At 66.1% G+C, this 18,273-nt stretch carries 19 protein-coding genes; 9 read left to right on the top strand and 10 right to left on the bottom strand.

Features of this window, described 5'->3' with window-relative positions:
• Positions 1 to 9: 9 nt before the first annotated feature.
• Positions 10 to 2,415, top strand: a complete 2,406-nt coding sequence (locus I5E68_RS09400) for a patatin-like protein (protein ID WP_197163190.1) — start codon at positions 10 to 12, stop codon at positions 2,413 to 2,415.
• 54 nt (positions 2,416 to 2,469) lie between these two features.
• Here I5E68_RS09400 and dnaJ read toward each other — a convergent pair whose 3' ends face one another.
• Positions 2,470 to 3,615: a molecular chaperone DnaJ gene (dnaJ, locus tag I5E68_RS09395; RefSeq protein ID WP_197163188.1), complete on the bottom strand. Its 1,146-nt coding sequence runs from the start codon at positions 3,613 to 3,615 to the stop codon at positions 2,470 to 2,472.
• 80 nt (positions 3,616 to 3,695) lie between these two features.
• Positions 3,696 to 5,612, bottom strand: coding sequence for a molecular chaperone DnaK (dnaK, locus tag I5E68_RS09390; RefSeq protein WP_197163186.1), 1,917 nt, complete (start codon positions 5,610 to 5,612; stop codon positions 3,696 to 3,698).
• Between the two features lie 190 nt (positions 5,613 to 5,802).
• Here dnaK and I5E68_RS09385 point away from each other — a divergent pair, with 190 nt between their 5' ends.
• Positions 5,803 to 6,423: a copper chaperone PCu(A)C gene (locus tag I5E68_RS09385; protein WP_228726911.1), complete on the top strand. Its 621-nt coding sequence runs from the start codon at positions 5,803 to 5,805 to the stop codon at positions 6,421 to 6,423.
• 8 nt (positions 6,424 to 6,431) lie between these two features.
• On the top strand, positions 6,432 to 6,938 hold the full coding sequence (locus tag I5E68_RS09380; protein ID WP_197163184.1) for a vgr related protein: 507 nt from the start codon (positions 6,432 to 6,434) through the stop codon (positions 6,936 to 6,938).
• Between the two features lie 120 nt (positions 6,939 to 7,058).
• Here the strand turns inward: I5E68_RS09380 and I5E68_RS09375 are convergent, their stop codons facing one another.
• The 3 genes from I5E68_RS09375 to hrcA form a co-directional block, all read right to left on the bottom strand.
• Positions 7,059 to 7,319, bottom strand: coding sequence for a YMGG-like glycine zipper-containing protein (locus I5E68_RS09375; protein WP_197163182.1), 261 nt, complete (start codon positions 7,317 to 7,319; stop codon positions 7,059 to 7,061).
• Positions 7,320 to 7,571: 252 nt separating this feature from the next.
• Complete coding sequence (gene grpE / locus I5E68_RS09370; RefSeq protein WP_197163180.1) at positions 7,572 to 8,174, bottom strand: nucleotide exchange factor GrpE; 603 nt, start codon at positions 8,172 to 8,174, stop codon at positions 7,572 to 7,574.
• A gap of 17 nt (positions 8,175 to 8,191) precedes the next feature.
• Positions 8,192 to 9,235 (bottom strand): heat-inducible transcriptional repressor HrcA, encoded by a 1,044-nt coding sequence (gene hrcA, locus I5E68_RS09365; protein WP_197163178.1) that lies wholly within the window; start codon positions 9,233 to 9,235, stop codon positions 8,192 to 8,194.
• A gap of 85 nt (positions 9,236 to 9,320) precedes the next feature.
• Here hrcA and rph point away from each other — a divergent pair, with 85 nt between their 5' ends.
• The 4 genes from rph to I5E68_RS09345 all read left to right on the top strand — a co-directional run bounded on the left by rph (position 9,321) and on the right by I5E68_RS09345 (position 12,803).
• The gene (gene rph / locus I5E68_RS09360) at positions 9,321 to 10,037 is read left to right on the top strand and encodes a ribonuclease PH (protein ID WP_197163175.1); all 717 of its coding nucleotides are present in this window, start codon (positions 9,321 to 9,323) and stop codon (positions 10,035 to 10,037) included.
• 67 nt (positions 10,038 to 10,104) lie between these two features.
• Positions 10,105 to 10,734 (top strand): RdgB/HAM1 family non-canonical purine NTP pyrophosphatase, encoded by a 630-nt coding sequence (rdgB, locus tag I5E68_RS09355; protein WP_197163173.1) that lies wholly within the window; start codon positions 10,105 to 10,107, stop codon positions 10,732 to 10,734.
• Between the two features lie 9 nt (positions 10,735 to 10,743).
• On the top strand, positions 10,744 to 11,895 hold the full coding sequence (gene hemW, locus I5E68_RS09350) for a radical SAM family heme chaperone HemW (RefSeq protein ID WP_197163171.1): 1,152 nt from the start codon (positions 10,744 to 10,746) through the stop codon (positions 11,893 to 11,895).
• A complete protein-coding gene (locus I5E68_RS09345; RefSeq protein WP_197163169.1) occupies positions 11,892 to 12,803 on the top strand; it encodes a tyrosine recombinase XerC in 912 nt (303 codons plus the stop codon). Before hemW ends, I5E68_RS09345 begins: the two co-directional genes overlap by 4 nt.
• Positions 12,804 to 12,810: 7 nt before the next feature.
• Here I5E68_RS09345 and aqpZ read toward each other — a convergent pair whose 3' ends face one another.
• The 3 genes from aqpZ to gshB form a co-directional block, all read right to left on the bottom strand.
• Complete coding sequence (gene aqpZ, locus I5E68_RS09340) at positions 12,811 to 13,497, bottom strand: aquaporin Z (RefSeq protein WP_197163167.1); 687 nt, start codon at positions 13,495 to 13,497, stop codon at positions 12,811 to 12,813.
• Positions 13,498 to 13,594: 97 nt separating this feature from the next.
• The gene (locus I5E68_RS09335) at positions 13,595 to 14,200 is read right to left on the bottom strand and encodes a DedA family protein (RefSeq protein WP_197163165.1); all 606 of its coding nucleotides are present in this window, start codon (positions 14,198 to 14,200) and stop codon (positions 13,595 to 13,597) included.
• A gap of 39 nt (positions 14,201 to 14,239) precedes the next feature.
• Entirely contained in the window at positions 14,240 to 15,232 is a 993-nt protein-coding gene (gshB, locus tag I5E68_RS09330) for a glutathione synthase (RefSeq protein WP_197163164.1), read from the bottom strand.
• Between the two features lie 115 nt (positions 15,233 to 15,347).
• Between gshB and I5E68_RS09325 the strand changes: the two genes are divergently transcribed.
• Positions 15,348 to 15,584, top strand: a complete 237-nt coding sequence (locus tag I5E68_RS09325; protein ID WP_197163163.1) for a hypothetical protein — start codon at positions 15,348 to 15,350, stop codon at positions 15,582 to 15,584.
• 96 nt (positions 15,585 to 15,680) lie between these two features.
• On the opposite strand, the gene I5E68_RS09320 is transcribed toward I5E68_RS09325, so the two are convergent.
• Together I5E68_RS09320 and rsmI are read right to left on the bottom strand one after the other, a co-directional pair.
• Complete coding sequence (locus tag I5E68_RS09320) at positions 15,681 to 16,061, bottom strand: YraN family protein (protein WP_197163162.1); 381 nt, start codon at positions 16,059 to 16,061, stop codon at positions 15,681 to 15,683.
• Positions 16,062 to 16,109: 48 nt separating this feature from the next.
• Positions 16,110 to 16,946: a 16S rRNA (cytidine(1402)-2'-O)-methyltransferase gene (rsmI, locus tag I5E68_RS09315; protein WP_197163161.1), complete on the bottom strand. Its 837-nt coding sequence runs from the start codon at positions 16,944 to 16,946 to the stop codon at positions 16,110 to 16,112.
• Positions 16,947 to 16,986: 40 nt separating this feature from the next.
• Between rsmI and I5E68_RS09310 the strand changes: the two genes are divergently transcribed.
• Positions 16,987 to 18,159 (top strand): penicillin-binding protein activator, encoded by a 1,173-nt coding sequence (locus tag I5E68_RS09310; protein ID WP_197163160.1) that lies wholly within the window; start codon positions 16,987 to 16,989, stop codon positions 18,157 to 18,159.
• Positions 18,160 to 18,273 lie beyond the last annotated feature (114 nt).

The raw sequence follows: 18,273 nt of genomic DNA, 5'->3' as shown, positions 1-18,273 counted from the left end.
GCTTTGTGCATGCGTCAGAAGGAATTGCGGATCGCACTCGTCTGCTATGGCGGCGTCAGCCTGGCGGTCTACATGCATGGCGTCACCAAGGAGCTGTGGAAGGCGCTGCGCGCCAGCCAGGCGCTGTGGTCGGGCGACAGTCCGCCGGAAGGCGCGACGGGCGTCTACTGGGCGCTGCTGCGCCGCCTCGAGGTCGAGGGCAACCTGCGCCTGCGCATCATCGCCGACAGCATCGCGGGGGCGAGCGCGGGTGGCATCAACTCGGTGTTTCTCGCCCAGGCGATCCACTCGGGCCAGTCGCTTGAGCCGCTTACCGACCTGTGGCTCGAATGCGCCGACATCGACGTCCTGCTCGATCCCGATGCGCGCCCCTGGTCGGCAGCGACCAAGTTCTGGGCACGGCCACTGGTATCGTACCTGCTGCACCGCCCCGACAACGTCGTTACCGCCAGCGTCGCGCCCGAGACCCGGGCCGAAGTGCGCGAGAAGCTCTCGCGCCTCATCCGTTCGCGCTGGTTCGAGCCCCCGTTCAGCGGACCGCATTTCTCCGGATTGCTTGCAAGAGCGCTCGAGGCCATGGCCGCGGCACCGCTCGGCCGCCCGCTCCTGCCTGCAGGCCATCCGCTCGACCTCTTCGTGACCACGACCGACTTCAAGGGCCACCCCGAGACGCTGCGTCTGCATTCACCGCGCCGCGTGCTCGAGAACGAGCATCGCCTGACGATCGACTTCCACGCGACGACGCCGTCCGAGCCCGGCAGGGGCCTGGCCCCCCTGCCCGAGCTGGTGCTTGCGGCACGCGCCACCGCCAGTTTCCCCGGCGCCTTTCCTGCCATGCAACTGGCCGAAATCGATGCGATGGCACACGAGCGCGGTCACGCCTGGCCGGGGCGTGACGAATTCCTGCACCGCGTGATGCCCGAACACATGGCGCGCGGCGACATCGCTTCGGTCTCGCTGATCGACGGATCGGTGCTGGTCAACGCCCCTTTCGCCGATGCCATGAGCGTCCTGCGCAACCGTCCTGCCGCACGCGAAGTCGACCGCCGGGTTGTCTATATCGACCCGACGCCCGCCACCCTGCTCGGCGGCACCACGCCAGCGCAGGTCGAGCCCGCCAATGACGGCGACAAGGCCGACAAGGCCAGGCCTGCGCGCGGCCCGGGGTTCTTTTCGGTCATCTTCGGCTCGCTATCATCGATCCCGCGAGAGCAGCCGATACGCGACAACCTCGAGGCGATCGAGGCGCATTCGCGCGAGATCGCGACCTTGCGCGGGATCGTGATCGCGCTGCGCCCAGAGATCGAGGAGACGGTTGAGAAGCTCTTCGGTCACACCCTGTTCCTCGACCACCCTACCCCCAAGCGGCTCGCTGCCTGGCGCGCCAAGGCCCAGCGCGCCGCGATCGAACAGGCCGGCTTTGCCTATCACGGTTATGCGCAGGTCAAGTTCAGCAGCCTGCTGGAAGGGCTCGCCCGCACGGTGATCGAGGCCGCGCCCGAGGCGCTGGCGGGTCACAGCGTCGAGGCGACGGCACGATTCCTTGCCGGACACCTGTTCGCGACCGATCTCAAGCAGCCTGACGCGTTGCGCGGCGCAGGTTCCGCCGAGCTCATCCAGTTCCTGCGAGATCACGACCTGTCCTTCCGCATCCGCCGCCTGCGTTTCCTGACGCGGCGCGTGACGCAGGACTGGGAAGCGGACGACAGCGTGAGCGAGACGGACCGAGACACCGCGCGCGAAGCCTTCTACGGCGCCATCTCACTCTACCGAGAGCGCGAGAGCGCGACTGCTCTGGGTACCCGTTTCCCCGAGATCGCGGCCAACCTGTTCACGCAACCGGGCGCGGTGATCGAGGCCATCGCCCGCCAGCGCCGGCTCGCCGATGTCGATGCGCGGGTCGATACGATCATGGCCGAGGCGATGGCGGCGATGCCGCCCACGCTGCGTCGACGCATCCTGCTCGCCTACCTCGGCTTCCCTTTCTACGATACCGCGACCTTGCCCCTGCTGCGCGGCGAGGGCCTCAACGAGTTCGACCCGATCCGCGTCGACCGCGTCTCACCCGAGGATTGCAACGCGATCCGGACCGGCGGCGCGGCGCATACCCTGCGCGGAACCGAGTTCTACACCTTCGGCGCGTTCTTCTCGCGCGCCTACCGCGAGAACGACTACTTGTGGGGACGGCTGCACGGGGCCGAGAGGATCATCGACCTGATAGTCTCGACACTGCCCGCCGGGCACGAGATGCCGGCTTCCGAAATCCGCAACGTGCGCATGGCGGCCTTCCTCGCCATCCTCGATGAAGAAGAGGACCGGCTCGACGCCGATCCCTACCTCGTGCGCCGCATCCGCGACGAAGTCATGCGTGCTGCACAAAAAACCGGCCCCCTCGATGACGAGGCCGGTCTCTAGTATCCGGTCGGGACCGCAGGGCGCGACCCGTGAGGCGGATTACGCCCGCCGGGGTCACTCGGTCAGGTCGTTCCAGGCATCCTTGATGCGGTCGAAGAATCCCTTGGATTGAGGGCATTCGTCGCCAGTCTCGGTCTCCTGCAACTCGCGCAGCAATTCCTTCTGGCGCGCGGTGAGACGCGTCGGGGTCTCGACCATGATCTCGATGACCAGATCGCCGCGCCCGCGTCCCTGCAGGACGGGCATGCCCGCACCGCGCTTCCTGAGCTGCTTGCCCGACTGGATGCCGGCGGGAATGTCGACGGTGATCATGTCGCCGTCGATGCCCGGGATCTCGATCGAACCGCCCAGCGCTGCGGTCGTGAAAGTGATCGGCACGCGCGTCAGCAGCGTCGTGCCCTCGCGCTCGAAGACCTTGTGGCGCTTGACGTGCAGGAAGATATACAGGTCGCCCGGCGGCGAGCCGAACGGTCCGGCCTCACCCTTGCCCGAAAGCCGGATGCGGGTGCCGGAGTCCACCCCCGGTGGAATTTCCACATCGAGCGTCTGCGGCTTGTCGACACGGCCTTCACCGCCGCACGAGCGGCACGGCTTCTCGATCACCTCGCCGCGACCGTGGCAGGTCGGGCAGGTGCGCTCGACCACGAAGAAGCCCTGCTGCGCGCGCACCTTGCCATGGCCTGCACACATGTTGCAGGTGCGCTTGGCCGTGCCGGGCTCCGCGCCTGACCCATCGCAGGGCTCGCATGTCTGCGAGACTTCGATGGTGATCTCGGTCTGCTTGCCGTGGAAAGCCTCGTCGAGGCTCACTTCCATGTCGTAGCGCAAGTCCGCGCCGCGGCGCGCCTGCTGACGGCCACCACCGCCGCCACCGCCAAAGGCGCTGCCGAAGATGGATTCGAAGATGTCGCCGATGTCGCCGAATTCGGCGCCCATCCCGGCACCCCCGCCACCGCCGCCCATACCCTGCTGGTAGGCCTGATGGCCGAAGCGGTCGTAGGCAGCGCGCTTCTGCGGATCCTTGAGGCAATCGTAGGCCTCGCTGCACTGCTTGAAGCGGGCTTCGGCCTCTGCATCGCCCGGGTTCTTGTCCGGATGGAAGCGCATCGCCATGCGACGATAAGCCGACTTGATCGTCTTGTCGTCGGCGTCGCGCGAAACCTCGAGCAGTTCGTAGTAGTCTATCTCGGTAGCTGACACTTGGTCGTAACCCCCTTCGATAACCGAAGCGTCACCGGCGCGCGGAGCACCGGTGACGCCTCATGTTTTCAGCAGGCTGGTTAGCCCTTGTTGTTTTCGTCGACTTCCGAGAACTCGGCGTCGACAACGTCGTCGTCCGCAGCCTGGGTCTGATCGGGAGCCTCGGCGCCACCGGCAGCCTGCTCCTTCTCGTAGATCACCTGGCCCATCTTCATGGCGACTTCGGTGAGGGCCTGCGACTTGGCGGTGATCTCGGCCGGGTCTTCACCCTCGAGAGCGGTCTTCACCTCGGCGATGGCAGCCTCGACTTCACCCTTCAGGCCGGCGTCGATCTTGTCGCCGTGCTCGGACAGCTGCTGCTCGGTCGCGTGGACGAGGCTGTCAGCGTTGTTGCGTGCCTCGGCACCCTCACGACGCTTCTTGTCCTCTTCGGCGAACTTCTCGGCATCACGGACCATCTGGTCGATGTCGGAGTCCGACAGACCACCCGAGGCCTGGATGCGGATCTGCTGCTCCTTGCCCGTGCCCTTGTCCTTGGCGGACACGTTGACGATGCCGTTGGCGTCGATGTCGAAGGTCACTTCGATTTGCGGGACACCACGACGTGCCGGCGGAATGCCGACGAGGTCGAACTGGCCGAGCATCTTGTTGTCCTGCGCCATCTCGCGCTCGCCCTGGAACACGCGGATGGTCACCGCCTGCTGGTTGTCCTCGGCGGTCGAGTAGACCTGGCTCTTCTTGGTCGGGATCGTCGTGTTGCGGTCGATCATCTTGGTCATGATGCCGCCCAGCGTCTCGATGCCCAGCGACAGCGGGGTCACGTCGAGAAGCAGCACGTCCTTGACGTCGCCCTGAAGCACGCCCGCCTGGATCGCGGCGCCCATGGCAACCACTTCGTCCGGGTTCACGCCGGTATGCGGCTCCTTGCCGAAGAAGTCCTTAACCGTCTCGCGCACCTTGGGCATGCGGGTCATGCCGCCCACGAGCACCACGTCGTCGATGTCCGAAGCCGAGACGCCGGCGTCTGCCAGAGCCTTCTTGCACGGATCGAGCGTGCGCTTGATGAGGTCGGCAACCATCTTCTCGAGGTCCGAACGGGTAACCGTCTCCACCAGGTGAAGCGGGGTCGTCGCGCCGCCTTCCATGCGCGCGGTGATGAAGGGCAGGTTGACTTCGGTCGAGGCCGTCGAGGACAGCTCGATCTTGGCCTTTTCGGCTGCTTCCTTCAGGCGCTGCAGGGCCAGCTTGTCGGTGCGAAGATCCATGTTCTCCTTGGCCTTGAACTTGTCGGCCAGCCATTCGACGAGCTTGGTGTCGAAGTCTTCACCGCCCAGGAACGTGTCGCCGTTGGTCGACTTCACCTCGAACACGCCGTCGCCGATCTCGAGGATCGAGACGTCGAAGGTGCCGCCGCCAAGGTCGTAGACGGCGATGGTCTTGCCGTCGTTCTTGTCGAGACCATAGGCGAGCGCGGCCGCGGTCGGCTCGTTGATGATGCGCAGCACTTCGAGACCCGCGATCTGGCCGGCGTCCTTGGTCGCCTGGCGCTGCGCGTCGTTGAAGTAGGCGGGAACCGTGATGACGGCCTGCGTGACGGTCTCACCGAGGTAGCTCTCGGCGGTTTCCTTCATCTTCTGCAGGGTGAAGGCCGAGACCTGCGAGGGCGAGTAGTCCTCACCACCGGCCTGGACCCAGGCGTCGCCGTTCTTGCCCTTGACGATGGTGTAAGGGACAAGCTCGGTGTCCTTCTTGGTCACCGGGTCGTCGAAGCGGCGGCCGATGAGGCGCTTCACCGCGAAAATCGTGTTGTCGCCGTTGGTCACGGCCTGGCGCTTGGCCGGCTGACCGATCAGGCGTTCGCCGTCCTTGGTGAAGGCGACGATAGACGGCGTCGTGCGCGCGCCCTCGGAGTTCTCGATAACCTTGGGCTTACCGCCATCCATAACAGCAACGCAGCTGTTGGTGGTGCCAAGGTCGATACCAATTACTTTACCCATTATCCCCATTCCTCACGTCAGTGGATGACACCGCACGGATCGCCTCCCTGAGAAGAGGCAAGGCGGCTTGTACGGCTCGGTGACGTTCATTCGTCGAAGCGGGATATAGGAGCGGTTTCGCTTGGAACAAGAGTGCCCGGGTGGCATTAGTGCAGCGATTTTTTCACGAGCCAGAAACGGAGCTTACGCCATGATCCCGAGCCAGCCTGCCGCACCCGGCACGCGCGCGTCCTACCGCAGCGCGGCGCTCGCGCTGCTTGGCGCACTTGCTCTTGCCGGATGTCAGGACAAGCCCGGAGACGGGCCGACGAGTGCGGCCTCGGGCATGGCCGGCGAGAGCCCGGCCGCTGAAGCAATCGGCCCTGATGCCCGCCCCGGTATCACGGCTGCGCAGGGCCGCTTCGTGCTTCCGGTGGTGGTCGGTCGTCCGGGCGCCGCCTACTTCACCGTGCACAACAACGCCGAAAGCAAGGCCACGCTCGTCGCGGTCCATATAGAAGGCGTAGGCAAGGCCCAGATGCACCGCACCGAGGGCGGCGCGATGACCGGCGTCGACAGTCTCGACATCGCTCCCGGCACCAGCGTGGCGTTCGAACCGGGCGGACTTCATGTGATGGCCTTCGAGCTCGGCAAGGGGCTGGCCCGGGTCAAGACGACCGAACTGACGATGACCTTCTCCGACGGCGACAAGGTTTCGATCCCGCTCAGCGTCGAGCGCATGGGTATGGACATGGACGAGGACATGGATGGGAGCATGGACGGCGGGGCCATGGAGCATGCGGGCATGAACCACGAGGACATGAACCACTGAACACCGCGATGAAACCCGCCCGCCCCGGTTGGACGCCAGCCTGCCCGGCGGGCGCAAGCCGCAAGCTCACGCACGGCGAAGCGCAGCTCGTGGCCTCGGTTTTCGGGCATGAGATCGACAGCGCTTCGGTCGAGATACGCCGACGCCGCTGGTTCCCCTTCCAGCCCCGCAATACCGTCATGGCACCGTGTGGCCACATCCATTTCCACCCCTCTTCGGCGCTCTATCGCGACGACTTCGCTGTCGCCGATCCGGCCTTACAGGGCCTGTTCATTCACGAGATGACCCATGCCTGGCAGTCGGCGCGACGGGGCCGCTATTACCTGCCCCTGATGCGTCATCCATTCTGCCGGTACGATTACGAGATCGAGGCGGGCAAGCCATTCGGCGCCTATGGCATCGAACAGCAGGCCGAGATCGTGCGCCATGCTTTTTTGCTAAGGCGCGGACTTGCGGTCGCAGGCAAGCCGCCTCTTTCGGTCTATGAGGCGCTGCTGCCCTTCGACGCGAGCTAGCCTAGCCATCTTTTCATGCCTGAACGAAAGGGGGGCACGGCGTTTTCACGCCATGCCCCCTTTCATTTCGCGTATGCCTGCGATGCGGGCCCTGCGAACCCGGACATCGCTCGGGAGCGATCAGCAATCGTCGTCCCAGTAACGGTTACCGCGACGGTCCGTACGGTAGCAGCCACGGTCCCTCTTCTTGACCTGCGAACCGGCGACTGCGCCCGCTGCCGCGCCGACTGCCGCTCCGGTTCCGACGTCGCCGCCCGCGACTGCACCGACGCCCGCGCCAAGGGCGCCACCAGCCAGCGCGCCTTCGCCGCTGTAGTTGCTCGCACAGCCAGCCAGGCTAACCGCACCGGCTGCCAGGATCGGCAAGATCATCTTGCGCATGTTTTCCGTCTCCGTTGTCTAGCGTGTCTCTACGCAATCAATTGCAGGCACGCGCAATGGTTCCCGACTTCTCCCCGGCCCGCCGCCAAAAACGCTCGGTTCCCCGTAACTTGCACGAGAGCCGCGCGAACGCGCCGCCCCATAAGCAAGCGCCGCCCCATAAGCAAAACGGCCCGCCCCGCACGAAGCGGAACGGGCCGTCTGTCTACCGGATCGTTGCTGCACCCGCAGGCGCAGCATTCCGACAGTATCTCAGTCGGGCTTCTTCGCCACCGCGACCATGGCCGGACGCAGCAAGCGATCCTTGATCATGTAGCCTGCCTGCAGCTCCTGCACGACGGTGCCCGGCTCGGCATCGGCGGTGGGGACCTCGATCATGGCCTGATGCTGGTTGGGATCGAGCGGCAGCCCCATCGCGGCAACGCGCGTGATGCCGTGGTTGCCGAAGACCTTGTCGATTTCGCGGTTGGTCGCCTCGATCCCGGCGACGAGGCTCTTGAGCTTGTCGTCCTCGCGCAGTTCGGCAGGGATCGACTGAAGCGCACGGGCAAGGTTGTCGGCGACCGAAAGCACGTCGCGTGCAAAACCGGTCGCGGCATAACTGCGCGTATCGGCCACGTCCTTCTCGAGCCGGCGGCGCACGTTCTGCGTCTCGGCCTTGGCGTAGAGCACTTCCTGCTTCGTCGCCTCGAGCTGCTCGCGCAGGCTCTCGAGTTCCTTCATGGCATCGCCGTCCGCAGCATTGCCATCCGCATCACCGTTTTCCAGCATATCTTCCGGCACACCCTTGAGTTCATTGGCGACAGCCTCGTCCATGGTTTCGTCACCCTGCGGCTGCGTCTTGTCGTCAGTCATTTCGTTCTTGTTTCCAGCTATCCGATAAGCTTGCCCAGGCTTCGGGCGGTGAAGTCCACCATGGGGACGACCCGCGCATAATTCAACCGCGTGGGACCGATAACCCCGACCACGCCAACCACCCTTCCCTCTCGGTCGCGATAGGGAGAAGCGACGACCGAGGACCCCGAAAGCGCGAAAAGCCGGTTCTCAGAGCCGATGAAGATACGGGTCGAATCCGCCCCGCGTGCGCGCTCGAGCAGTTCCGCGATCGACTGCTTGTTCTCGATGTCGTCGAGCAGGGAACGCACCCGCTCCAAATCGGACAACGCGCTCTCGTCGAGCAGGTTCGATTGACCGCGCACGATCAGCACCGGGCGCTGCGCGGCATCTTCGCTCCATACAGCGAGCCCGCGCGCAACGAGGTCGCGGCTCGCGTCGTCGAGCGCGCTGCGCCCCGAATCGATATCTTCCTTCATCGCGCGTGCCGCCTCGGCGAATGTGCGCCCGCCAAGATGCGCACTGATGAAGTTGGACGCCTGCTCAAGCGCGCCGGGCGAAAAGCCCTGCGGCAAGGCAACGACCCGGTTTTCGACAGCACCATCTTCGCCGACCACAACCGCCAGCGCCTTGTCGGACGAAAGCGGGACGAGCTGGAGATATTGCAGGCGCGGTTCGCGACGCGGCACCATCACCACGCCCGCTCCCGAGGACATACTGGAAAGAAGCACACTGGTCGCCTCCAGCGCAGCCTCGATCGGCCCCGGCGCCGAAAGCCGGCTCTCGATGGCGTGGCGTTCCTGCGCGGTCGGCTCGGCCACTTGCATGATCCCGTCGACGAACAGGCGCAATCCGGCTTCGGTCGGCAATCGTCCCGCGCTGGTATGCGGCGCGGCGAGCAACCCCAAAGTCTCCAGATCAGACAAGACCGAACGGATCGAGGCCGAGGAAAGCTTGACGCTGCCCGATCCGGCCAGCGCCTTGGATCCTACCGGCGCCCCGGTGTCGAGATATCCTTCGACGACGAGACGGAATATCTCTCGCGCACGGTCGGTCAGTTCTGCGATGGGCGGTGTTGGCATGTCGGGCATCAATTTAGGCATTGCCCTTGAACCCTCAAGCCTAATGGGCGAAGGGGCACCACGATTTTTACCGAAAGGCTTATCCATGCGACCTTCAGGACGTGCGCCCGACGAGATGCGCGCCATCGACATCCAGACCGGCTTCACCAAGCATGCCGAGGGCTCGGTCCTCATCTCCTTCGGCGATACCCGAGTGCTGGTCACCGCTTCGGTCGAGGAGCGCGTCCCCCCGTTCCTGCGCGGCAAGGGCGAAGGCTGGGTCACGGCGGAATACTCGATGCTGCCACGCGCCACGCATACCCGCGGCAGCCGCGAGGCGGCCAAGGGCAAGCAGTCGGGCCGCACACAGGAAATCCAGCGCCTGATCGGCCGGAGCCTGCGCGCGGTCGTCGACATGAAGAAGCTGGGCGAGCGCCAGATCACGCTCGACTGCGACGTCATCCAGGCCGATGGCGGCACCCGCACCGCATCGATCTCGGGCGCATGGATAGCGCTGCGCCTCGCGGTCGACAAGCTGATCGCCGAAGGCAAGATCAAGGAAGACCCGATCGAGGGCCGCGTCGCCGCGATTTCCTGCGGCATCTGCGAAGGCACCCCGGTGCTCGACCTCGACTACATCGAGGACAGCTCGGCCGACGCCGATGCCAACTTCGTGCTGATCGAGGGCGGCAACATCGCCGAAGTCCAGGCCACCGCCGAGGGCGCGACCTACGATGAGGAAGGCCTGCTGCGCCTCCTGCGCCTCGCGCGCATCGGCTGCGATCGCATCTATGCGGCGCAGGCCAAGGCCACCGGCCGCTGATACCCTTGCCCCGTCTCGCCATGCCTCGATGCATCGGCGGGCGGGGCGCCCTTCCTGCGAGAGATCCATGACCCGCAAGCTCGACAAGACCCGCCTCGTCATCGCCACGCATAACGCTGGCAAGCTGCGCGAGATCTCCGCCCTGCTCGCGCCTTACGGGATCGAGTGCGTCTCAGCAGGTGACCTCGGCCTGCCCGAACCCGAAGAGACCGGCACCACGTTTGCCGAGAACGCACTGATCAAGGCCCATGCCGCAGCCAGTGCAGCGAACCTGCCCGCGCTGGCCGACGACAGCGGGCTTTCGGTTGTCGCCTTGGGTGGCCGCCCGGGCGTCTACACCGCCGACTGGGCCGAGCGGCAGTGGTTCGAGGGCGAAAAGGGCCGCGACTGGTACATGGCGATGGGCAAGGTCGAGGGGCTCCTGTGCGAGCAGGGGCCCGAGGTCGACCGCTCGTGCTGGTTCTCGTGCACGCTCGCCATTGCCTGGCCCGACGGCGAGGAAGTCGTCTACGAGGGGCGCGTCGACGGCACCTTCTCGTGGCCGCCACGCGGGACGATGGGCTTCGGCTACGATCCGGTATTCGTACCGCACGGCCGCGAGGTGACTTTCGCCGAGCTCGACCCGGCCGAGAAGCAGGCGATGAGCCACCGCGCCGACGCCTTCGCAAAGCTGGTCGCGGAGCAGTTCGCCGGGTAAGGTGCGCAAATGGCCCGCGCGCTCTACATCCACTGGCCCTTCTGTCTGGCCAAGTGTCCCTACTGCGACTTCAACAGCCACGTGCGCGAGCGCGTCGACATCGCGGGAATGGAAGCCGCCATGCTCGCCGACATGCGCTTCGAGCATGCCGCCTCGCACGGCGAACCGCTCGAAAGCATCTTCTTCGGTGGCGGCACGCCCTCGCTGATGCCCCCTGCCCTCGTCGGCCGCCTGCTGGCCGAGGCCGAGCGGCTATGGGGATTTGCCGAGGGCATCGAGATCACGCTCGAAGGCAATCCATCCTCGGTCGAGGCCGCGAACTATGCCGTGCTCGCCGATGCCGGGATCAACCGCGTCTCTCTCGGGTTGCAGGCACTCGACAACGAAACGCTGCGCTTTCTCGGGCGTCTGCACGACGCGCGCGAGGGCCTCGACGCGCTGGAGATCGCCCAGCGCCAGTTCGCCCGCGTCAGCTTCGACCTGATCTACGCGCGCCCCGGACAGAGCCTTGCCTCGTGGCGCGCCGAACTGGAGCGCGCGCTTGCCTATGGCACCGGCCACCTCTCGCTCTACCAGCTCACCATCGAGCCGGGCACGCGCTTCGAGACGATGGTGCGCAAGCACGAGTTCACGCCCCTCGACGAGGACGCCTGCGCCGACATGTTCGCGCTTACCCGCGAGATGACCGCGGCGGCAGGCCTACCTGCCTACGAAATCTCGAACCATGCTCGTCCCGGCGAGGAAAGCCGGCACAACCGCGTCTACTGGCGCTACCAGGACTATTGCGGCATCGGCCCCGGCGCGCACGGCAGGCGCGGCGGCATGGCGACGGTACGCCATCGCAAGCCCGAGAACTGGCTCTCGGCCGTTACCGCCAGCGGCCATGGGCTGAGCGAAGCCCGTGAATTGTCGCGCAGCGAACAGGCTTCCGAAGCCATGCTGATGGGTCTGCGCCTCGACGAAGGCGTCGACCTTGACGCCATGGCGCAGCGTTTCGCCATGCCGCGCGAGGCTTTGTGCGACGAAGCCAAGGCGCGCTTCTACGTCGGACAGGGTCTGCTCTGGCAGCGCGGCAGCCAGCTTGGCGTCACGACGCAGGGCATGGCGCTGCTCGATGGCCTGCTTGGCGAAGTGGTCCCCGCCGACCTCGTCGAGACATGACCCGCGCCGACATCCTCGAGGCCTGGCGCAATCACCTAGTTCATGCGCGCCGCCGCTCCGAACACACCGTGCGCGCCTACCTCGCCACGGCGGCAAGGCTGCTCGATGCACTGGACATCGACATTGCCGCACGCACGAGCTGGGGCGATCTGGCACGGGTCGATGCGGCCCGCATCCGCGAGCAGATGGCTGCACGGCGCAGTCAGGGCCTTGGCAATGTCTCGGCCGCGCGCGAACTTTCCGCTATCCGGGGTTTCCTCGGCTTCGCGCGCGAACAGGCGGGTATGGCCTCGAATGCCCCGCCGCGTGTGCGCGGACCGCGAGTGAAGAAGGGACTGCCGCGCCCGGTCACGCCCGACGAGGCGGTCAACCTCGCGGCAGGCGTGAGCGAGGACGCGCGCGAGGAATGGATCGGTGCGCGCGACCGCGCGGTCCTGCTGCTGCTCTATGGCGCAGGCCTGCGCATCTCGGAGGCGCTTTCGCTGCAAGGCAGCGCCGTCCCGCTCGGCCAGAGCCTCACGGTAACCGGCAAGGGCGGGAAGCAGCGCGTCGTCGCGATCCTGCCGATTGTGCGCGAGGCGGTCGATGCATACCTTGCCTTGTGTCCATGGCCATTGGCGCGCGATGGTGCGCTCTTTCGCGGGGCCAAGGGCGGGCCGCTTTCGCAGGGGATGGTGCAAAGGGCCATGGCCCGCGCGCGCATCGCTCTCGGCCTGCCCGACAGCGCCACGCCCCATGCGCTACGCCACAGTTTCGCAACGCACCTGCTGGGCGCGGGTGCCGACTTGCGCTCCTTGCAGGAACTGCTCGGTCACGCCTCGCTCGGATCGACCCAGATCTACACCAAGGTCGATGCTGCGACGCTGCTCGACGTCTATCGCGACGCCCATCCCCGCGAGCGCAGCTGAGGCGCGATCACTCGGGCTCGAGCAGCCCGCGCCAGATCAGCGCTCCGATTGCAGCACCGGCCAGCGGAGCCACCCAGAACAGCCAGAGCTGCCCGACCGCCGCTGTCTCGGCAAAGAAGGCCACCCCTGTCGAGCGCGCAGGATTGACCGAGGTATTGGTGACAGGGATCGAGACGAGGTGGATCAGGGTCAGGGCCAGACCGATGGCAAGCGGACCGAAGCCCGCCGGAGCCATGGTCGAGGTAGAACCAAGGATGACCACGATGAAGCCCGCCGTCAGCACGACCTCGATCAGCGCTCCCGCGAGTAGCGAATAGCCGCCCGGCGATAACTCTGCGTAACCATTGGTGGCAAACGCGCCGGGGGTGAACCCCGAGACACCCGAGGCGATGACGTAGAGAACACTGCCGGCCACGAGCCCTCCGATGACTTGCGCCACCCAGTAGGGAAGCAGGTCGCTCCACGGCATCCGTCCGCCCAGCGCACAGCCCAGCGATACCGCCGGGTTGAAATGGCCGCCCGAAATCCCCCCCACGGCATAGGCCATGGTCACCACCGTCAGCCCGAAGGCCAGCGCCACCCCGGCGAAACCGATACCGAGGTTTGGCACGCCCGCGGCCAGAACTGCCGCGCCGCATCCGCCGAAGACGAGCCAGAAAGTACCGAAGAATTCTGCGGCCAGTCGCTTGGACATGTGATGATCCCCACTGGTGAAAGCCTCGCGACAGCTTCCCGGCGGCGCAACGGGGAAGCTATCGGGACTAACCCGCAGGGTGTGACCGGATCGCCCTCTAGTTCTCTTTCGAGGAAGGCCAGGTCACGACGCGATAGATGTAATAGACCAGCGCGAGCCCGATCAGCACCATGGTTCCCACCCCGAGCCAATACTCCGCGTCCTGGAAGCGCGTCGCGAACCAGCGCCCGGCAAGGACCAGCAGCAGGTTCCAGATGCCCGAGCCGATCGCGGTGAAGACGAGGAAGCGGATGTGGCCCATATGCGCGAGTCCCGCAGGGATCGAGATGATCGTGCGAAACATCGGCATGAAACGCAGGAACAGGACCACCCAATGGCCGTGGCTGCGCAGGAACTCGCCCGAGCGCTCGACATCGTTCCACTCGATGGTGAGCCAGCGTCCCCAGCGATCAACGAGCGGTTCGCAGCGCTCGTAGCCGAGCCGGTCGGCGCCGAGGAACAGCACGTAGTTGCCCAGCGTCGCGCCCAGCGTCCCGAAGGCCAGCAGCGGCACGAGCGACATGTGCCCGCGCGCCACTGCCATGCCGCCCAGCCCCATGATCACCTCGGAGGGGATCGGCGGGAAAATGTTCTCGAGCGCCATCAGGAACGTCACCCCGGCATAACCGGACTGGCGCAGAACCTCGTAGATCCACTCAGTCATGCGCTACAGCGCCCGCTGGTATGGCGCGGGCGGCTGCGATCAGCGCTTCATCGCCGCGTGACGTGCCTCGATGGCGTCCCAGATCATCGCCCCGGTATCGGTGCCGTTGAACTTGTCGATCGCCACGATGCCCGTGGGAGAGGTCACGTTGATTTCTGTAAGCCATTTTCCGCCGATCACGTCGATACCGACGAAAACGAGCCCCCGCGCCTTGAGTTCCGGACCCATCGCTGCGCAGATCTCCTCTTCCTCGACCGTCAGGCCGCACGGTTCGGCATAACCGCCGACCGCGAGGTTGGAGCGAAATTCGCCCTCGCCCGGCTTGCGGTTGATCGCGCCCGCGACAACGCCGTCGACGAGCACGATGCGCTTGTCGCCCTTGGTGACGTCGGGGAGGAAGGGCTGGACCATGAACGGCTCGACCCATGCGTTCTGGAACATCTCGACCAGCGCGCCGAGGTTGGTGCCGTCGGCAGGAACCGAGAAGATCGCCTTGCCGCCATTGCCGTGGAGCGGCTTGACCACGAGATCGCCGGGCAAGCCGCTATCGATCACGCGCTTCTGGAAGCGGCGCACGTCGTCGATCCCGCGCGCGATGAAGGTAGGGGGCATGAAACGCGCATAATCGAGCACGAAGACCTTCTCGGGTGCATTGCGCACTGAGGCGGGATCGTTGACGACCAGCGTCTGGCCCTCCAGCCGCTCGAGCAGGTGCGTCGCGGTGATGTAGCCGAGGTCGAACGGCGGGTCCTGACGCATCAGCACGACGTCGATGTCGGCGACGAGATCGATCAGGCGGTACTCGCCGCGGGTGAAGTGGTTGCCCTCGACGCGCTGCACGGTGACCGGCGCGCCCCAGCAGGTCAGGCGCCCGCCCGCCCCCTCGTTGGTGTCGTAGGCGAGCGTGCGCACGTCGTAGTGGAACAGCTCGTGCCCCCGCGCCTGCGCGGAGAGCATCAGGGCGAACGAGGAGTCGCCCGCGATCTTGACGCTCTCGAGGGGGTCCATCTGGACGGCGATACGTAAGCTCATGATAGATTTTCCGGTTCTGGGGGTTCCTACCGGGGGGCGGCTTAATCCGAATCTGGGTGCGGTGCGAATAGTTTTCTGTCCGCACCACCGGTGACCAGCACAGGAGACCCCCGAAATGAAGACCCGCACCGCCGCCTGGACCCCTGCGACGATCATCCTCGCCGCTGCGCTATTTGCGGCCCCGGCAATTGCCGAGCCCGACCACCATCCCAGCGACGAGCATCACGAGGAGAAGTCGGGCGAGCATCACGAGGACGGCGAACACCACGAAGGCGAGCACGAAAAGGGCGAGCATCACGAAGGCGAAAAGCACGAAGGCGATCACCACGAGGGCCCCTCTTTCCAGTTCTGAGCCGACGCTCCTGCCACACGAGCCCCCTGCCGGTCGCGACACCCGCTCGATCCTCGCCCTGAAACACCCCCCGACCATTGCCGCCTCTCTCCGGCTTCAGTCGCAGGGCATCCAGGCATTGACGAGGTGTCTTGGCCAGCATCCCGGTGACAGCAGCAGGACGTCGATCCTCACGCTGTCACCGGGCCTTGCATGGCGCGCCGCTGCAAGTGGGGCCGCATCGGCCACACGGCGCAGCCGCCAGCCATCTATTGCCGTGTCGCGGTCCTGCTCTTGCGCGCGCCATTTCACCTCGAGCAGGCAGAGCGTGTGCCCCCGGCGCAGCACGAGATCGATCTCGCCGCGCGCGGTCTTCATGCGCTTCTCGAGCACGCTCCAGCCCTGCAGCCGCATGTACCAGGCCGCCAGCAACTCCGCCCGGCGTCCCTCGCGCTCGGCACGCGCGCGCCGTTCGCCTCTTCGTTCACCTGCCCCCATCGTCTCGCCCCCCAGCGAACTTCGGGCACCCGCACAGAGCGGCGGGCGCTATTTGAGCTCCATGGCTCTTGCGTAGAGTTCCTTGCGGTCGAGCCCGGTCGCCTTGGCGACCTTCCCGGCTGCCTGCGAGGGCTTGGCAAGGGCGAGTTCCGCGCGCAGCAGCGCATCGATGTCGACCTCGTCGAGCGTGGCGCGCCCCTCGTCACCGGGGGGTGCGACCAGCAGCACGATCTCGCCCTTGGGCGGATTTTGCGCATAATGCTGCGCAATTTCCAGCGGATCGCCGGTCCGGCATTCCTCGAATTTCTTGGTGATCTCGCGTGCGACGCTGACCTCGCGTCCCGGCAAGACTGCTGCGATCGCACTCAAGGACGCATCGAGCCTCGGCGCCGTTTCGTAGAAGATCAGCGTGGCGCGCAAGCTCGCCAGTTCCTGTAGCGTCTCCTCGCGAGCCTTGGCCTTGTTGGGCAAGAACCCCGCGAAGAGGAACCGGTCGTTGGGCAGGCCCGAGAGCGTCATCGCCACGACCGCGGCATTGGGCCCGGGCATGCTGGTCACCGCGATCCCGCGCTCGCGCGCGTCGCGCACGAGCCGATAGCCGGGGTCGGAGATCAGCGGCGTTCCCGCATCGCTAACCAGCGCGACCGGCTGGCTGCGCATCATCTCGAGCAGGCGTTCGCGCACGTCGTCACTCGCGTGATCGTCATAGCGCACCAGCTTCTTGCGGGAACCCAGGTGGTTCATGAGCTTTCCGGTGACGCGGGTATCCTCGCAGGCAACCACGTCGCACCCCTTGAGCGTATCGATTGCGCGCAAGGTGATGTCGCCCAGGTTGCCAATAGGGGTTGCGACTATATAGAGGCCGGGCGCAAGAGTCTGTTCCATCGAGAGACTCAATGCCCAAGGACCACGGGAGCGGCAAGCAATGTTCGACAAGCGCCTCAATTCACGGATCAATCGGCGCAATCTGCTTGCCGTGGCATCGATGGCAGCCCTCGCCGGCTGCGCGGTCGTTCCCAAGACCAGCGTTCCCCCGGTAGAGGCTCCCCGCCCCGAGCCCGCACCCAGCGTGATCCCGACCGACACCGCGCATCACCGCATCGCGCTGCTGGTGCCGACTTCCGGCGAGAACGGCGCAGTCGGCCAGTCGATTGCCAATGCCGCGACGATGGCATTGCTCGACACCAACGCGGCGAACCTGCGCATCACGACTTACGACACGGCTGGCGATGCGGGCGCAGCCGCGAGCCGCGCACTCGCCGACGGCAACCGCCTGATCCTGGGCCCATTGCTCTCGGACAACATCTCCGCCGTCAATGCCGTCGCTTCGCGCGCGCAGGTTCCGCTGATCTCCTTCTCGAACGACGAGAAGGCCGCCGGCAAGAACGTCTTCGTCATGGGCAACCTGCCCGGGCAGTCGGTCGCGCGCACCGTCGCCTTCGCACGCAGCCAAGGCATCGCGACTTTCGCCGCGCTCGTCCCGCGCGGCGACTACGGCGAGCGCACCAGCTCCGCACTGATGCAGTCGGTGCGCGACAGTGGCGGCGCGGTCATCGCCATGGAACCTTACGACCGTTCGGCGGCCTCGATCACCGCCGCTGCCAAGCGTATCAAGTCGAAGAGCGGCTATGCCGCGCTGCTCATCGCCGACAGCGGCTCGCTCTCGGCACGCGCAGCGAGCGCCTTCAAGGCCGAAGGCGACCCGGTCAACGTCCGCTTTCTCGGCACCGAGCTGTGGGGCGGTGAAAAGCAGCTGAGCGCCACGCCCGCGCTGCAAGGCGCCTGGTTCTCGACGGTGACCGACCAGAACTTCAAGCAATTCTCCACCAGCTACAAGGGCCGCTTCGGCAACCAGCCCTTCCGCATCGCCACGCTGGGCTACGACGCGGTGCTGCTGACGCTGCGCGTCGCGCGCGACTGGAAGGAAGGCGCCCCCTTCCCCGGCGCGAAGCTGACCTCGCCCGACGGTTTCCTCGGTCTTGACGGCGCCTTCCGCTTCACCCGCGGCGGCGTGGTCGAGCGCGCTCTGGAGGTGCGTCAGGTCGACGCCGGGGCAGTACGCGTGGTGGACGCAGCCCCGACGCGGTTCGCCAAGTAAGTCTGCCCGGGCCTCCTCGTGCCGCAAGTGGCTCGGGGAGGCGGATTTCGCCTAGTTGCGGACAAGCGGGCTTTCCCGCTTGCTAGCGCGATTCCGAGCGGCTTATAGTCGCGC

This window comes from Novosphingobium aureum, assembly GCF_015865035.1.
Lineage (GTDB): Bacteria > Pseudomonadota > Alphaproteobacteria > Sphingomonadales > Sphingomonadaceae > Novosphingobium > Novosphingobium aureum.
This window is presented reverse-complemented; position numbering and strand designations above follow the sequence as displayed.

Coding starts and splice junctions, on each gene's coding strand:
- I5E68_RS09400 (WP_197163190.1), top strand. CDS start 10: ATGCGTCAGAAGGAATTGCGGATCGCACTCGTCTGCTATGGCGGCGTC.
- dnaK (WP_197163186.1), bottom strand. CDS start 5,612: ATGGGTAAAGTAATTGGTATCGACCTTGGCACCACCAACAGCTGCGTT.
- I5E68_RS09385 (WP_228726911.1), top strand. CDS start 5,803: ATGATCCCGAGCCAGCCTGCCGCACCCGGCACGCGCGCGTCCTACCGC.
- I5E68_RS09380 (WP_197163184.1), top strand. CDS start 6,432: ATGAAACCCGCCCGCCCCGGTTGGACGCCAGCCTGCCCGGCGGGCGCA.
- I5E68_RS09375 (WP_197163182.1), bottom strand. CDS start 7,319: ATGCGCAAGATGATCTTGCCGATCCTGGCAGCCGGTGCGGTTAGCCTG.
- grpE (WP_197163180.1), bottom strand. CDS start 8,174: ATGACTGACGACAAGACGCAGCCGCAGGGTGACGAAACCATGGACGAG.
- hrcA (WP_197163178.1), bottom strand. CDS start 9,235: ATGCCAACACCGCCCATCGCAGAACTGACCGACCGTGCGCGAGAGATA.
- rph (WP_197163175.1), top strand. CDS start 9,321: ATGCGACCTTCAGGACGTGCGCCCGACGAGATGCGCGCCATCGACATC.
- rdgB (WP_197163173.1), top strand. CDS start 10,105: ATGACCCGCAAGCTCGACAAGACCCGCCTCGTCATCGCCACGCATAAC.
- hemW (WP_197163171.1), top strand. CDS start 10,744: ATGGCCCGCGCGCTCTACATCCACTGGCCCTTCTGTCTGGCCAAGTGT.
- I5E68_RS09345 (WP_197163169.1), top strand. CDS start 11,892: ATGACCCGCGCCGACATCCTCGAGGCCTGGCGCAATCACCTAGTTCAT.
- aqpZ (WP_197163167.1), bottom strand. CDS start 13,497: ATGTCCAAGCGACTGGCCGCAGAATTCTTCGGTACTTTCTGGCTCGTC.
- I5E68_RS09335 (WP_197163165.1), bottom strand. CDS start 14,200: ATGACTGAGTGGATCTACGAGGTTCTGCGCCAGTCCGGTTATGCCGGG.
- gshB (WP_197163164.1), bottom strand. CDS start 15,232: ATGAGCTTACGTATCGCCGTCCAGATGGACCCCCTCGAGAGCGTCAAG.
- I5E68_RS09325 (WP_197163163.1), top strand. CDS start 15,348: ATGAAGACCCGCACCGCCGCCTGGACCCCTGCGACGATCATCCTCGCC.
- I5E68_RS09320 (WP_197163162.1), bottom strand. CDS start 16,061: ATGGGGGCAGGTGAACGAAGAGGCGAACGGCGCGCGCGTGCCGAGCGC.
- rsmI (WP_197163161.1), bottom strand. CDS start 16,946: ATGGAACAGACTCTTGCGCCCGGCCTCTATATAGTCGCAACCCCTATT.
- I5E68_RS09310 (WP_197163160.1), top strand. CDS start 16,987: ATGTTCGACAAGCGCCTCAATTCACGGATCAATCGGCGCAATCTGCTT.